Annotated in this window: 13 protein-coding genes; 1 reads left to right on the top strand and 12 read right to left on the bottom strand. The window is 47.3% G+C overall.

The genetic code is table 11. The features are described from left to right. Positions 1–136: 136 nt before the first annotated feature. The 3 genes from EYB58_RS20450 to EYB58_RS20460 all read right to left on the bottom strand — a co-directional run bounded on the left by EYB58_RS20450 (position 137) and on the right by EYB58_RS20460 (position 1,706). Positions 137–346: a hypothetical protein gene (locus tag EYB58_RS20450; RefSeq protein WP_111960156.1), complete on the bottom strand. Its 210-nt coding sequence runs from the start codon at positions 344–346 to the stop codon at positions 137–139. Between the two features lie 524 nt (positions 347–870). Then, positions 871–1,338 carry a CpsD/CapB family tyrosine-protein kinase gene (locus tag EYB58_RS20455; RefSeq protein ID WP_242637456.1) on the bottom strand — a complete coding sequence of 156 codons (468 nt, stop codon included), beginning with the start codon at positions 1,336–1,338 and terminating at the stop codon, positions 871–873. After that, positions 1,335–1,706 carry a CpsB/CapC family capsule biosynthesis tyrosine phosphatase gene (locus EYB58_RS20460; RefSeq protein WP_111960154.1) on the bottom strand — a complete coding sequence of 124 codons (372 nt, stop codon included), beginning with the start codon at positions 1,704–1,706 and terminating at the stop codon, positions 1,335–1,337. The genes EYB58_RS20455 and EYB58_RS20460 overlap by 4 nt, the downstream gene beginning before the upstream one ends. Before the next feature lie 543 nt (positions 1,707–2,249). Between EYB58_RS20460 and tnpA the strand changes: the two genes are divergently transcribed. Next, positions 2,250–2,681, top strand: a complete 432-nt coding sequence (gene tnpA / locus EYB58_RS20465; RefSeq protein WP_131071982.1) for an IS200/IS605 family transposase — start codon at positions 2,250–2,252, stop codon at positions 2,679–2,681. 1,095 nt (positions 2,682–3,776) lie between these two features. Here tnpA and EYB58_RS23390 read toward each other — a convergent pair. The 9 genes from EYB58_RS23390 to EYB58_RS20510 form a co-directional block, all read right to left on the bottom strand. Further along, positions 3,777–5,120 carry a sensor histidine kinase gene (locus EYB58_RS23390; RefSeq protein ID WP_111956175.1) on the bottom strand — a complete coding sequence of 448 codons (1,344 nt, stop codon included), beginning with the start codon at positions 5,118–5,120 and terminating at the stop codon, positions 3,777–3,779. After that, positions 5,117–5,794, bottom strand: a complete 678-nt coding sequence (locus EYB58_RS20475; RefSeq protein WP_111956173.1) for a response regulator transcription factor — start codon at positions 5,792–5,794, stop codon at positions 5,117–5,119. The genes EYB58_RS23390 and EYB58_RS20475 overlap by 4 nt, the downstream gene beginning before the upstream one ends. Continuing rightward, complete coding sequence (locus EYB58_RS20480) at positions 5,788–8,943, bottom strand: efflux RND transporter permease subunit (RefSeq protein WP_111956171.1); 3,156 nt, start codon at positions 8,941–8,943, stop codon at positions 5,788–5,790. The genes EYB58_RS20475 and EYB58_RS20480 overlap by 7 nt, the downstream gene beginning before the upstream one ends. Beyond that, positions 8,936–10,108: an efflux RND transporter periplasmic adaptor subunit gene (locus tag EYB58_RS20485; RefSeq protein ID WP_111956169.1), complete on the bottom strand. Its 1,173-nt coding sequence runs from the start codon at positions 10,106–10,108 to the stop codon at positions 8,936–8,938. The genes EYB58_RS20480 and EYB58_RS20485 overlap by 8 nt, the downstream gene beginning before the upstream one ends. Further along, positions 10,108–11,463, bottom strand: a complete 1,356-nt coding sequence (locus tag EYB58_RS20490; protein ID WP_111956167.1) for a TolC family protein — start codon at positions 11,461–11,463, stop codon at positions 10,108–10,110. The genes EYB58_RS20485 and EYB58_RS20490 overlap by 1 nt, the downstream gene beginning before the upstream one ends. A gap of 202 nt (positions 11,464–11,665) precedes the next feature. Further along, complete coding sequence (locus EYB58_RS20495; protein ID WP_111956165.1) at positions 11,666–12,208, bottom strand: nitroreductase family protein; 543 nt, start codon at positions 12,206–12,208, stop codon at positions 11,666–11,668. A 2-nt stretch (positions 12,209–12,210) separates the two neighbouring features. Then, positions 12,211–12,711: a nucleotide exchange factor GrpE gene (gene grpE, locus EYB58_RS20500; RefSeq protein ID WP_163354405.1), complete on the bottom strand. Its 501-nt coding sequence runs from the start codon at positions 12,709–12,711 to the stop codon at positions 12,211–12,213. Beyond that, positions 12,668–12,973: a hypothetical protein gene (locus EYB58_RS20505; RefSeq protein WP_111956161.1), complete on the bottom strand. Its 306-nt coding sequence runs from the start codon at positions 12,971–12,973 to the stop codon at positions 12,668–12,670. Before EYB58_RS20505 ends, grpE begins: the two co-directional genes overlap by 44 nt. Positions 12,974–12,979: 6 nt before the next feature. Further along, positions 12,980–15,046: a hypothetical protein gene (locus tag EYB58_RS20510; protein ID WP_111956159.1), complete on the bottom strand. Its 2,067-nt coding sequence runs from the start codon at positions 15,044–15,046 to the stop codon at positions 12,980–12,982. Position 15,047: the final 1 nt, after the last annotated feature.

Raw genomic sequence — 15,047 nt, forward strand, 5'->3', positions numbered from 1 at the left:
TGTGTGCTTATAACGATTTCTGGTAGCTTGAGAACAGATTTCGCAATTACTGTTTTTTTCCGGATCCTGAGTTTTTATAAATGCATAAAGCCAGATATTTGTATCTACAAAGCAGATTGAACCTTTTTTTACAATATCATCTATCATAAATTTCATTTCTCGCAAAAGGCACAAAATCTTCGACTTTTATGGGATCCTCCAATAATTTATCAATCATATCCTCATGATTCCTGGTGGTTTCACTCATAACAAGTACCTTGACAGTATTACCGACTCTATTTCTATACTTTTCAGGAACCATTATTATACCGTCCCTTATTTTTGCCTTAAATTCTATAACTTCCATCTTTCTGGTACCTTTGATATTCTATTTTATCATTTTTTTCTGATTCCCTAAGTTATTTAACGATGCGTCCTGCATCTCCTTGCTCATCAAGTATTTCTTACTATTGAAGATATCATAGGAGCATTATTTTGCATAGGGAACGATGACAGCAACAACAATGCTTAGGAATGGGAGCGAAATAATTTAACCTGGGAGCGCGGGCGTCTCGCCCGCATTGTTACTGCAGGCGGGACGCCTGCGCTCCCGGATATAACAAAATGGGTAAGTTATTTAAAACCCATTCCTTAAAATATGAAGAAATTTTCAAAGCTGATTAAAATTTATTTTTCTTAATCTCAACTACCGGTGAAGTCAACCTCCAATAAGCCTTATATACCCTGTACCGTTCACCTCGAAATCGAAACTGCTATCGAAATCGGGGAAATAAAGCTCGGTATGGTGGGCAACGCTGCGCTTTTGTCCACCCTACAGTCAGCATGACAAACAGAACAATTACCAGAAGGATTTTAGCTAATTTTGCCAGGCTAATTGCCATAATAAGAAGTGTAGTACTTTTTATAGTACTTGTAATATCCTTCTTGTTTCATATTGACCCGATTCAAGATCGTACCGATGATGGGCAGATTATTGCTTTCAAACCGTTTCAGGACCTCCTGGATGATTTTCCGGTTCGCGTGACGGGATTTGATAACCAGGATTGCACCGTCTGTGTGCGGGGCCACCAGCAGGGCATCTGTGGCCGGCATGACCGGCGGTGTGTCGATGACTATGAAATCATACTGATTTTTCAGGTAATCCATCAGAAACCCCGTACGTTTGGAGCCCAGCAGTTCTGCCGGATTTGGCGGGACCCTGCCGGCCGGCAAGATAAAAAGATTCTCCGTATAGGTTGGCTGAATCATCTCTTCTATGGCGTTTCTAAGGAAATCGCCCATCTCCTCACCCACATTGAACTCCGCATAGAGTTTCTCAAGATCAATTCCGTGGCTCAATAATTTTTTAACTTCAGCCGCAGATAAAGATGAAGGGGTAGTTCTATAAGAAGGTATGCCCCTGCATTGTTTAGCGTAAGCAGATCTCCATTGTCAAAGACCTCGATCAGGTCATGATTCACACGAATTTCTGCCCCAGGCAGAACTTCAAGCGGCAGGCCAGCGGCTGACAGATCATGGGAAAACCGCCTGCATGCTTCAAGGATATCTGCTTTAGTGCAATTATAAACACCGTCATAGCAGTGAGGGGTAGCAAACAGGGTATGGACCCCTTGTTTTAAGGCCTGTTTTGCAAAACCAAGGGAGTGGGAAAGACGTTTGCTGCCGTCATCCATGCCGTAGAGAATGTGAGAATGCGTATCAAACATTTTTTCGTTCGCTATGTAAATGACACAGTTGGACTCCAATGAAAACGATTAGAACACAAAATTTGCTTGAAATCAATCAAGGAACCCCTCAATTTTTAAACTCATTTTAATTGACCTATATATATTTGGTTTCAAATATCTACCATGTCTCGTTTGCCGGTTCGGTATGATAACCCCTTTTAAGCAATTGATTAGAAACACACACGAACAATATAGCTCCGCCCTGTCGCTTACATGATAGTAGCGGTAACTTTTTAGGGGTTACACTTATGTTCAGCTTTTACTTGGCCTGTTGGGCCTTTGATGCAACGAAGTAGATCGTCCAAAAGGCAAGCTATTTCGTTCAAGTTATTTAATCTGTGGGCCTTGTTACCTTGTTTCTAAATCACAACAAACATAAACATGTTTGGCAATACATTGCCCTAATTCTATTGGGTAAACCTCCACCTCCGGTGGAGGACTCGAAAAGTTTGACAGTTCCGGGAGTTGAAAATAAACAACCTTCCTTAAGTTAGCCGCTCAAAGCTATTAAAGGAAGGTTGTATGAAAGATTATAAAAGTTTAAAGCATTCAAAGTGGTATTGCAAGTATCATGTGGTTTGGATTCCAAAATATCGGAAGAAAGTTATTTACGGGCAATTACGTCGGGAACTGGGGTCAATACTACATGGTTTGGCAAAACAAAAAGAATGCGAGATCGAAGAAGGACATTTGATGACAGACCATGTTCATATGCTGATCTCCATTCCACCCAAATTTGCCGTGGCTCAGGTAGTTGGGTTCATCAAGGGGAAAAGTGCTATTCAGATAGCACGTCAGTTTTGTGGTAAAAAAAGGAACTATAATGGTGAAAAATTTTGGGCCAGAGGTTATTTTGCATCAACAGTAGGAATCGACGAACAAATTGTTCGAGCATATATCCGGCATCAAGAAAAAGAGGATCAACGTTGCGAACAGATGAACTTGTTTGATTAAACCGCGCCTTTAGGCGCTTTTAAAAGACCGCTTTGAGCGGTTAACAATCAAGCCCCCAGTTTCACTGGGGGTCATGACTTGAACGGAACTTGTTCCTCCTGTCTGCCTTGAAACAAATTTCTTTATGTATAATAATTTATAATATAAATAGATAGTTGCATTTTCCGTTATGAGTTGAACCTGGGTATTGATAGACCAAGTCAGCCCATGGCTGTTTTTATATGAAAGAACCGAACTAACCGGTTAGTTTCTTTCATGATTTGTTGTGCCCTAACCTCGGTAAAAGACCAAGTTTGCCATGGCCGTTTTATATAAAACGGCTGAAAATTCTATAAAATTTTCACATAGTATGTGCAGGCAGATCGTGCGCCATCAGGGAATATACAATATTTTCAACATATTAACAATTTCAATGCCCTCATATAGGCACACCATAGTTACGAAACCTTTAGCAAGGTTACCAGTTTTGCACCCCGCTTTTAAATAATCAATTTCCCAGGAAGGCAATTTTCGTAATTTTAGAGTCATTTTCAGTAACCTGACAAGAAATCTGTCCAATATCCAAGTCATAACATCACTCAAACACATTCCACCTGATATCACCAAAATAAAAAAATCAGGGGCTAAAATGGGAAATTCTATACGTCTGAATCACTTTTTATGGTTTATTATGGGGTGAACCTGAATATCGATAGATCAGCCCATAACTATAATTGTTTATTTCAATATTATTGATACAACTCCCCATTCGCTTATTTTGAAATCAGAAAAGCCAATTTATAATCATGGGGAGTCATTATTTGCCTAAAAAAAGACAATCCTGAATAATTTTAGTTTTTAATTCTTATATGGTTTGTTTTTTGCATATAAAAATTATGATTTTGCATTCCAAATATGACATAATTTTTCTGAGCAAGAGTATTATAACACAATATATTGTGTGTAAAAATTAACAAAACACTAAAAAAAATAAGCGAATGGGGAGATACAAGTCAACGATAAAAAAAATTAAATTTGACACAAATAGTTCTCATATTTCAGAACTAAAAGAAATGTCTAAAATAACAGGACTATGTTCGATCACGACAGAATCTGTTAAGTAACGTCATCCACCGAACGTTTAACCAGGTATTCAGTTTCGCAAAAAACAATGCAGGCCCTGTGCAGATCGTCTTCCTCCCGGCTGGTATAGGACCAGCCAAGCCTGTCACACAACTGCCGGGTCAGCTGCAGGCCGAGTCCGAACCCCAGATCCCTGACTGTGTCGTCTTCCCCGGGGATATCATTGATAATCTGAACACAAGTTTCGGTCTGGATAATCCGGACCTGACCGCACCAAGTATGCTGAAATGCATTACGAATAAGATTGCCCGTTACAATGCGGGCAGGCACCTGGGCCAGGGTCATCACGGCAGGCACTGTATCCAGAAGAACTTCCACATCCTTGTCTCGAAGCAGATAACCAGCCTCTTCAGCCAATTCCAGAACAAGGTGCTCCAAGTTTATATCCGCAACCGGCAGCTGGACCTGTTCATTCTGCCCCAGCCACAAAAGGGTCTGGGTCAGGTGCTTCATGGTCAGGCCGGCCCGGTCTATGCGGTCAATGATCTTATTTTTCTGCCGGGTCTGGTGCGCAATTTGTTTCGGATCTGTGTCGGTGGTATCCAGTGCAACTTCATTCAATCTCTTAAGCAGTTCAACATTATTTCTTATCACACTGATGGGCGTGCGAAGTTCATGGCTGGCGTGGCGCAAAAATTTGTGTTCCCTGTCCAGGCTTTCCTGGACAGATGACAAGCTTTCCTGAATCAGCCGGGCCAACTCATTGAGTTCAGGATAAATGAAATCAGGGACATGCGCTTTAAGCCGATCCGCATCCAGTCCATGGGCCCACTGACCCAGGGATTTTACCGGACGCTCCACCAGTTTCAAAAGTATCCAGACCAACACGGCAATACCGGACGCGGTCAACAAACTGATGCCAAGCAGCATGCGCAGATTCTCTTTACCCTTATTCCCGATGAGCGGGGAGGTCTTGTGAGCAGGAGGCCGATGTACGACATAATATGTCTCATTTCCCAGCTGAAGAGACATGGCAAAAACGACATGCCTGGGCTTGCCGAGCCAGTTACCATCCTTGTAAACCGAAAGCTTGCCCGGTGTATGGGGACAATCTATAAATTCTTTTATATTTTCCGGCATCTGCTGCCACTGTTTTGCAATCATGAAACCACTGAAACGTGTCAGGCTCCCCCGCTCATATTCGGGTGTGGCTTTAATATAACTTTCCAAAACATGGACCATGTGTCCGGCAACAATGTTATCCATGCCTTTAAAAAAAAATTTCACACTTAGCACCGAGTAACCAATGATCAGAACCACGGCCATGATTAAAAAAGACAGAACTACAAACCATTTAAGGCTGATGGGGTTTTTCATTTCTGCTCCCCTTCTTTTATGGAAAATCCCCGCCCGGGAATGGTATGAATCAGGGGCTGCGCAAAGGACTCATCCACGGCCTTTCGCAAATGGTGCATATGCACTTTAAGACTGTTGCTGTCCGGGGGATTATCCCCCCACACGGCATCAGTAAGCTTTTGTTTGGATACGGTTTCAGGTGCAGCGCGCAACAGGGTCTCCAGAATCTGCCAGGCGATGGGCGACAATTTGATATTCCGCCCTGCCCGGATAACCATATATTCTTTAAGGTTCATTTCAAGATCTGCACAGCGTAAAAGCTGAACCTGTCCGGACCTGCGCCGGGACAGTGCATGGATTCTCACCACCAGCTCCCGAAGCTCAAAGGGTTTAACCAGATAATCGTCTGTACCTGCCTCAAAACCTGCCACCTTGTCATCCAGACGGTCCAGAGCCGTGAGCATGAGCACCGGGGTGTCATTGCCGCTTGAGCGCAGCCCTTGACAAAGGGTTAGGCCGTCAAGCCAGGGCAGATTAAGATCCAGCAGCACCACATCATAGGAATTGTCCGCCAGAAGCTTCTGGCCTGCCACCCCGTTGCCGGCGTAGTCGCAGGAGATAGACTCAATGGCCAGATAATCAATCACAGTTTCAGCCAGATCCAAATCATCTTCCACTAAAAGTACGTTCAGCACATCTCTTTCCTTTCAGCAAACGGATTTATCCACCACAGAAACCAGGTTAAACACCGACCGATATCATACTGAACCACCAGAAGCACTGGTATCAGAATCAAAGTGATCACCGTCGCAAACATAATACCATAGGCCAGGGATACAGCCGCAGGAATCAAAAACTGGGCCTGGTGAGACGTTTCATACAACAGAGGCAAAAGCCCTGCCACCGTAGTCAAAGAGGTCAAAAGAACCGCTCTCAAACGGCTTTTGCCGGCCCAGCGCACTGTTTCAAGCAACGAGGTGTCGCTGTGTCGCCGAAGATCATTAAAGGTGGAGACCAAAAGCAGACTGTCATTGACCACCACACCGGACAGGGCAATGATACCATTAAGGGATAAAATTCCCAGGGAGAGATCGTTTATCCAGTGCCCCAAAACCGCTCCCACAATACCGAAAGGGATAGCCGTCATGATTAAAAAGGGCTGCATATAGGACTTTAACGGGATGGCCAGCAAAAAATAGATAATAAACAGAGCCAGAATAAACATATCCACCATGGAGGTTTGGGTCTCAGCCTGTTCCTGGGCCTCACCGGAAAAATCAATGTCCAGGCTGGGGTATTGCTGTTTGAGCTTGGGCACCAGTTGCTTTTGAAGCTGTGTCACAAGTTCCGTGGAGGACATGATATCCTTGTCCACGTCTGCGGAGACGTACACTGCCCGCTTGCCGTCAATGCGCGTGATGGTGTCCCGGGTGTATCCATAAGTGATGTTGGCCACACTGGGTAACGGCACCACCGTGCCGTCGGAAGTTCTGACATTGGCATTGAGGACATCGCTGACACTTTTTCTGGCCCCTTCGGGATAGCGCACCTTCACCTCCACCTCATCGACGGAGCGCTGGAAACGCTGGACCACCTGACCGGAAAAGGCCTGGAGCACCTGTTCTGCCAGCATGTCCGTGGTAAAGCCTAAAGCACGCCCCTGTGGGGTCAATTCCATGAAAAGCTGTGGCTGCCCAGGCTCCAGGTTGTCTTCGATGCCGCTCACCGCAACAATGGAGGACAACCGGCTCTTCACGGCTTCTCCAGCCAAGGTGAGCACGGTATCATCACTTGAGCGCAGTTCAATGCGAAGGGCATCCACCATATGCGGGGTATTTTGCACACTTAAGGTTTTGGCCCCTTCGGGCGTCCCGGACAACTCCCGCCATTTGCGGGTAAAGGTGTCAATATCATAGGGCGCATCCTTGGTCAACTGCAGCTTCACAGACCCGGATTGGTCTGCTTCGGACAACACCTGCAGATATGCAATGTCGCTGTTTTCGTCATCGTTGGTATGTCTAAGTTCCCGGTCAGCGTCATGGGCCCGTGACTCCAGAAGGCTTAAGGCCGCATGGGTCTGGCCGTAACTTGCATCATTTTTCATGGTCAGTTCCGCACGCACCGTATCCCCTGGAATATCCGGGAAAAAGCTCATACGCACCATCCCTGTCAGGGGCATGGAAATAACAAATACAAAAATGCCGGCAAACACCACTAACACGGCATAACGGTGGTGAAGGGCGACCTTGATAAGAGGCCCGTAAATACGATCGTTTAGCAGATTCAAACTCTGGTCGGTGATTTTCTGCACCCACATCCAGCTACGTTGTATTCCATTTTTTCCAGGGGTCCGGCGCGTGTTGATATGGGCCAGATGGGAAGGCAGAATCAGTTTGGATTCAATCACTGACAGCACCAGACAGATGGTAACGACGATGGCAAACTGGGAGTAGAGTTCCCCCATGTGGCCGCTGACCTGGGAGATGGCGTAAAAGGCCGCCACTGTGGTCAGCACACCGAACAGGGTGGGAACGGCTACGGCCTGGGTGCCCCGGATGGTGTTTTCAATGGTGTCACCTGCTTTGGCACGCAGGGTGTAAATGCTTTCGCCGATGACCACGGCATCATCCACGACGATGCCCAAAGCCATGATAAATCCGAAGGTGGTAAATTCGTTTAAGGAAAGCCCTGCAAAACTATCACCCATGAAATAGAGGGTGCCAAAAAAAATAAAAGGCAGGCCCATGGACACCCAGAACGCCACGGTGAGATTGAGAAAAAGGGCCAGAAGAATAAAAACAATTAAAAAGCCGGTCAGGGCGTTCTGGGCTAAAAGTTCCAGGCGTTCAATGATCGTGGTGGATCGGTCATACCAGGAGATCAGCTTCACATTACCCGGCAGGCTGCCGCTGTTTTTAAATTCTTCCACCACCTTTTTGGCCCCGACTACGGTTCTGGAGATATCATCCTGGCCCGTGGTAATCACCTGCAAAGCAATGCTGGTGTGGCTGTTAAAACGGGAAAGAACCGGTGTTTCATCATCAAAGGTGTCGTCAATTTTGGCGACATCGCCCAAACGAATCCGACTGCCGTCCCCAAGGGTGACCAGGGGGATGGCGGCGAACTCCTCTTTCAGGTAGGCCTGTTCCGAAGCTTTAAGCTGGAGATACAAAGCTTTATCCCGCAGCACCGCCGTGCGCGAACTTCCCGATTCATTATTGATGGCATCTTCCACATCGGACAGGGACAACCCATAGGACTGGAGTTGGGCTTCGTCAATCTCAACACTGATCATGGGATCAAGATCGCCGGAGATCGCCACCCGGTTCACATTGATATTGGCTAAAAGATCGTCTTTGAGTTTTTCGGCCAGGGTCTGCAGGGTATGGCGGCCCACCTCCCCGTAAAGCTGTAGCCACAGGGCATGCTCCTCTCGTTCCGCCTTTTCAATGACCGGCTTGTCTGCATCGGTGGGGAAATTGGATATGGCATCCACCTTTGACTTGACATCGCGCAGCAGCGTGTCCAGGTCATAATCATCCTTCATCTCTATGGTCACGGTGGTACCGGTGGTAGTCGAAGAACTGGTGATGGTTTTAATTCCCAGCACATCTTCGAGTTCTTCTTCTATTTTAATGGCAAGCCCTTCCTCGGACTGCTGGGCAGAACCGGAGTCATAGGTAACAGACACGGTCAGGCTATTGGGAGAAAGACTGGGAAACGCCTCTTTCCTCAATTTTCCCATCTGCATCAGCCCCAGGGAAATAATAAGAATCAACAGCAGGTTGGCTGCCACCGAATTCTGGGCAAACCAGGGGATGATCCCCCGCATTTTATTACTCATGGGTATTCTCCTCCACCGGGGTGACTGTCATGTCGTCCAGGTAATGATTTAACGGATGAATCAACACCTTTTGGGCTGAACCTGCAATATCTTTGGGTGGCACCACATAAATGGACTCCCCATGACTGAACACAGGTTCCGTGGTAAAAGAGGCCAGGGTGTTGTCCGCTTTCACATACCATATTTCACCTTTCTGGCTGAAAGCGGAACCCGGAAGTTCCCACAGACCGGACATGGGCGGGCCTTGGATATTTACGATGACAAAGGCGCCGAAAAGAAGCGGAGTGTCAGAATCTAAGGGGTGGTCCAGTGCCACAATCACGTTTTGCTGGCGAGAAGTTTCATCCACCTGTCTGGATGTTCGTAGAATGTAACCGGTCCATTGCCGACCGGTCTGGGCATGGGCAAGGCTCACCGGCCATTTGCTCGTATTCAGGGTGGCCATATCCGGCAGGCCGGACCATTGAGTGGCTGACAAGGACACGGTAATTTCAGCCCGGTCTGTGCTGTAAAGGGTGGCGATTGTGGAACCGGCCTGAACATAGCTTCCCGGAGCCACGCTGCGCTCCACCACCAGGACGTCAAAAGGCACTGTAATCCGGGTGTAGGACAGATCTGCTTTGGCTGTTTCCACGGCAGCCTTGGCTGCGGTCACGGCCGCTTTGGCAGCCGCCACCTGGGGCTCATGGAATACCAGTTTTGAAGCAGGTTCCCCGGTAAGTCCAGAAGATATCCACTCCGCCTTTGCCTGCAGCGCCTCCCGCTCTTCTTCCAGCAGGGAGAGTTTGGCATCAGACAAATCTTTCTGGGCCTGGGCAAGGGCATCTTTATACTCAGTCATATCCAGCCGGCCAATCACTTCGCCCTTTTTAACCCGTTTTCCGGTTTCAAATGAATTGGAAAGAATTGTAACCTGACCTGCCACCCGGGCAGTAAGCGTCAGTTCAAAATGAGGGGATACACTGCCGTACCCTGTAATATGTGCATTGTAGCTGCCCACGGATACCGATGTTACGGAAACTTCAGGATGCCGAACAACATCGCCTTTTTCAGGGCCCGGCAGGCCGGCCTGGGCCTTAATGGCTCCCTGGATATAAAAAACAAGACCCACAAGAAGACCAAGAGCAAACAAAAAAACCACGATCTGGGAAATACGTCTAATCATTATTTTGCTCCAATGCCCAGTGCCAGACCGAGGGTTATACGGTTGGCCAGGCGTTCATATTTAAGGGTGTTCAGCTGAATGGTAAGATCAAAGGTCTGGGTCTGGACCGTGAGCAGATCCAGCATATCCGAAAGGCCCTGGCGGTAACTTTTCTGGTATTGAACAAGAGTGTCTGCAGCCGCGGCAAGGGCGATTTCAATGTGGGTCTGCTGTTTGCCCAAGGACCGTTCAAGACCCATGGCGTCTTCGATTTCCTGAACCGCGGTATACAGGGTTTCCCGGTAGGTCTCAAAGGCCTGGGCTGTTTCCAGGTCGGCAATCCGGGCCTGGGCTTTAAGCTGCCCGCCCTGGAACAAAGGCGCTGTAAGCTGGCCCAAAAGCGACCAGACAGAACTTGTAAACAGCGCTGATCCAGGAGTTGAAGCGATATCCTCAAGGGATGCTTCAAGACTGATGCTGGGCAGAAGGTCTTTATATGCCACATCCGCGTTTAAACCGGCGGATTCAATGGCCAGAAAGGCCGCTTTCAGGTCCGGCCTGCGCTGCAGGGTCTGTTGGGGAAGGTCTGCCAGGGGAACAATCACATGGGTGTATTCTTCGGCCATGGAGATGTCGGCACCCGGATTGCCCAAAAGGGTGGCAAGAGCCCGCTGCTGCTGGGCCAGGGTCTCTTTGTATTCTTCCAGGGTAGCCCTGGCCGAAGCCACGGCACTTCGGGCACTGTCCAAGTCCTCCAGGGTGCCCAACCCGCTGCGATATCGCTGTCTGGTGTAGTTTTCCGTTTTTTCGAGCACATCAATCCGCTCCTGTTCAATGGCGATATTTTTCTTTGCCGATGTAAGCTTAAGCCATCCGGTCATAATTTCTGCGGCCAGGGTATCCCGGGCAGACTGGTAGAGCATCTGCTGTTCTGCGACATCCTTTGATGCGGCTTTTGAACTGTCAGCAACCTTGCGCCATAAATCCAGCTCCCAGCTCACCGTCGCGGTCCCTGTGTACACGCCCTCCTGGTCCTCTTCATTGAGGGCCGAAAACCCTGCTGACATCTCCGGCAATCGTGCGCCTTGGGTCTGACGATATTCAGCCTGACGAATTTTTAAGGTTAAAAGGGTCTGGGCAAGACCGGGGTTGGCAGCAAGGCCCTTTTCCACCAAGCTGTCAAGTTCATCGGATTGAATCAGATCTCCTATGATGGTGATGCTCTGTGCGCCGTCAAGATCACTCCATTGCGCAATTTTCGCCTGTTCCTGCGCAACTTTGGACCCATAATCCGGGTTTGAACCGGCAACACAGGCCGAAAGGGTTAACAGGCAGAGCAACAGCACAAATGGCTTGCATGCTGGTTTAAGCTTCATGTTATTATTCTCCATGTCATTTTTTTCACCACGAATTTCCAAGACAAATCATGATGGTATGAAAGGATATAGCAGACAGAAGGTTAAGACGGGGTTAAAGAAAAAAAATTAAGATGCTTTCAGATTAAAACCACGAAGTTCGCGAAGAACACGACGTTTAGAAATCAAATATCTTCGTGAACTTCGTGATAATTTTTTAAGTTTATGAAATTGAGCTGGGCTGATTAAATTTTTCGTAACTGACCTGATCATATAAAAGCGTGTTCTCACCATGACCATCCATGTCATTTGCAGGATGGCCGATGCCGATAATCGCCTGCACTTGGATATGTTTTGGCAGATCAAGAATATTTGAAATATAATCCGAGGCCGGGGTGCCGTCGTCACGGCTTCGCTGGCGCATCTGTGCCCAGCAGGAGCCAAGACCCAAATCCGCAGCAGCCAGATGAATAATAATGGCGGCAATGGAGGCATCCTCAATCCAGACATCGGATTTGGATGTATCGGCGCACACGACGATGGCCAAAGGCGCATTTTTTAAAAAAGCGGCGCCATGGGATTTGGCCTGGGACAACTCTGCGATGCGGCTCTTATCTTTAACCACCACAAACTGCCATGGATTAATGCCCCTGGAACTTGGAGACCGAAGCGCCGCTTCAATCAGAATATCGCACTGTTCATCACTTACGGGTTTATCCTCAAATTGCCGGATGCTTCTTCTTTTACGCAATAATTCAATAAACATGTTTACCTCTCTATAACATCATTGCGGATGGTAATCACTTCGGCCTTCCGCAGGATGGTGCCGTCCCGGGTATTGAGATAGCCTTTTTTAACGATTTTAAATAAGGTGCCGTCTTCCTGACCGGGATCCGCCCGGGTCTCAAGCACCTTGCATTGCTCCATGACCGCTTTTCCGTCCTCAAAGGCTATGGGGGAGATCCCTACGGAGTTAAAATACCTGGAAAGCTTTTTGTGGATGGAACGAATATTTTTCCCAAGCATTCTTGCCGGTTTATCCAGACTCTCTTTTTTGGATTCAAGATTATCTTCAATCAATTCAAAGGCATCCATGATATCAAGAAGGCCCGTAAAAAACTCATTTTCCCGTTTTTGACGATCCCCGGCCTGGGCAGCAAGGTCCAGTTTCAAGCCGGCGATTTGCTGCTGAAAATCAATGAGTTTTTTTTTCAGCTGTTCTTTTTCACTGCCCATGATGGCCGTCAAATATTGATAGGCAGGGAGCATCAAAACCATCACCGCCTTCAGTCTTGTCGTAAGAGGTTAAAATGTCATCCAGTTCCAGACCCAGCCGTTTTTTGGCGTCCTCAAAATCAAAATAATGGATAAACGCCTGGCAGGCTCTGGAAACCGGGTCAAGCAGCTTTTTCTGGGCCTGGGCAATGGTCCTGGCGTCATGACGCCTTTGCCGCATCGCCAAAGCAGCCGCCTGAATGATCTCTTTGTTTGAGGCATCTTTGTCAATGCCCAGCACAACATAAGGATTCATTTGTGTTCAATCTCCCAGCAGTTGAATTTTCATTTCAAGGGTGTCAATGATGGGATAGCCCGGATCTACGGCCTTGCAAGAATTGAGCAGATCATTCAATTCGGCTATGAGGTAATGTTTTTCCAGTCCGCTCTCTTCGATCTGTTCCATCATCTGTTCGATAAACTCAAAAAACTTGTCCCGTACTTCAGGAAAAGGAGATTTTGTGGCCAGCGCGGCAGCCTTGCCCATCTTTCTTTTATTCATGGCATTGTAAAGGGCATCCATTTCCAGAGCAATGGCGATCTGCTCCTTGAGATGGATAACATATTCGTTGCCGGGATCTATCCCAAGGGCTTTTTCCAGGGCAACATGGCACTGTTTATTGGTGATTTTCCCCCTATTGAACTTGTCAACGGCTACCTGGCCCATAAAAAAGGAATATGCTTCAGATATCGGCCCGGACGGTCGCAACTTATATAAAAGACCCAATACCGCTTCATATTCAAGCAGGTACCGGCCTTCATATTGCATCATTTCCTGTGAAAAGCGTTTTTCAACACCAGGCACGGTCTCAAATAGACTGACCGTTGAGTCAAAGTAGTCAAGAAAATTTTTTTCACCATTTTCCAGGACAAACTTTCCATATTCAAAACGGATAAGGCCCAGGGCATACTTTATAAATTCATCAGTCGAATCTGCGGCATCCATTGTTTCAAGGAGATCAAAAGCCTTCTTGGTGTTGCCGGTTTTCAATGCATAAAAACTTTCCCCCACCCGGGAGTAACAGGCGCCTGTCGAAAGAAAATGTTCCTCATCCTTGAAATACCCCCTGTTCTTTCGAATCAGTGCCAGAACGGCGTCAGAAAGGCCATAGCGTTCTGAAAAACAGGGGGTGCAAATCCATGGCACAGAAAGGCTGTCATGCCGGTCCCCGGAGATGGCCAAAAGATCGACCATCAGTGATTTGTCAATATCAAAATGCGTTGCGACTGCGTCTTTTAAATTTTCTGGCCCGGTCATGGTCTTGATTCTATTTTCAGCCATACGGATTAAGCGTTGCCGGACCTTGTCCTGTTTTTCCGGGTCATCCCCCACAGCCGTTGCCAGATCGATGGAATAAACAGCTGTCAGCCAATGATCCGCCATAGGTCCGGTATAGTCGACCTGTGTTTCAGCCAGATGGTAGTATGTAACGGCCTCTAAAACAGTTATAGCGGGATCTTTCTTAAAAACAATTGTATCCAAAAGTTTTGCAACAGCACCATAATCGCCGGTTTCCCACAGGGACGAGGCCAGGAACAACCTGCTGTAATCGGAAAGGACCTCAAGTCCTTTGACTACTCTGTCATTGCCCTGGACAGCCTTGCCGCCCAAAAGCCTGCCCGCATCTGCCTGTATTTGGTTGATATCACCCCCGGCGTTCATGGCAGCGTTAAGCTGTTCAAAGGCAAGTTCCAGCACCTGGCGCTGCTGGGAAATAAAACCCGCATCATCGGAATCAATCATCTCCCACTGGTCCAGGGCGCTTATATATTCGCCCTGCTTTGCCAGGGCATAACCGAAATGATAGTGTGCCGTATCATTCAGACTGCTCAAGGACTTGAACAGTTTAACTGCCTGGTCAAACATGTTTCCCTTTACAAGGCAGACTGCACTGTCGAACAAATAGGTTTCATTTCCGTGAATTTGGGCAAGTTCCGTATAAAAATCGGAGGCAGCCAGATAATCCTTATTCCTGATCGCGATTTCGGCCTTGGCAACCACATCACAACCCAAAAGGCGTTGTTCTAGTTCGCGGATCTTATCCCCAAGCCACGTCTCGTCTAACAGGCTTTCCGCTTCCCTGAAACAGGAGACAGCACCGGATAAATCGTTTTGATTTTCTGCTTTCTGCCCTTTTTTTACCCATTCTTTACCTTTAAGGCCCTGGGTCTTTTTAAGACATATCGCAAGTTTTGCTTCTATTTCCGGGCTATTCTTTTTCTGTCTTGCTTTTTTGAATTCTTTTTCCGCCAACAGATAATTTTCTGTTTCAAACAGTTTTTCCGCCCGGTTAAGAATAGCATCAATTGAGTTTCGTTTTTTAGCCATG

This window comes from Desulfobacter hydrogenophilus, from assembly GCF_004319545.1.
GTDB lineage: Bacteria > Desulfobacterota > Desulfobacteria > Desulfobacterales > Desulfobacteraceae > Desulfobacter > Desulfobacter hydrogenophilus.

Coding starts and splice junctions, on each gene's coding strand:
- EYB58_RS20450 (WP_111960156.1), bottom strand. CDS start 346: ATGGAAGTTATAGAATTTAAGGCAAAAATAAGGGACGGTATAATAATG.
- EYB58_RS20460 (WP_111960154.1), bottom strand. CDS start 1,706: ATGTTTGATACGCATTCTCACATTCTCTACGGCATGGATGACGGCAGC.
- tnpA (WP_131071982.1), top strand. CDS start 2,250: ATGAAAGATTATAAAAGTTTAAAGCATTCAAAGTGGTATTGCAAGTAT.
- EYB58_RS23390 (WP_111956175.1), bottom strand. CDS start 5,120: ATGAAAAACCCCATCAGCCTTAAATGGTTTGTAGTTCTGTCTTTTTTA.
- EYB58_RS20480 (WP_111956171.1), bottom strand. CDS start 8,943: ATGAGTAATAAAATGCGGGGGATCATCCCCTGGTTTGCCCAGAATTCG.
- EYB58_RS20485 (WP_111956169.1), bottom strand. CDS start 10,108: ATGATTAGACGTATTTCCCAGATCGTGGTTTTTTTGTTTGCTCTTGGT.
- EYB58_RS20490 (WP_111956167.1), bottom strand. CDS start 11,463: ATGAAGCTTAAACCAGCATGCAAGCCATTTGTGCTGTTGCTCTGCCTG.
- EYB58_RS20495 (WP_111956165.1), bottom strand. CDS start 12,208: ATGTTTATTGAATTATTGCGTAAAAGAAGAAGCATCCGGCAATTTGAG.
- grpE (WP_163354405.1), bottom strand. CDS start 12,711: ATGCTCCCTGCCTATCAATATTTGACGGCCATCATGGGCAGTGAAAAA.
- EYB58_RS20505 (WP_111956161.1), bottom strand. CDS start 12,973: ATGAATCCTTATGTTGTGCTGGGCATTGACAAAGATGCCTCAAACAAA.
- EYB58_RS20510 (WP_111956159.1), bottom strand. CDS start 15,046: ATGGCTAAAAAACGAAACTCAATTGATGCTATTCTTAACCGGGCGGAA.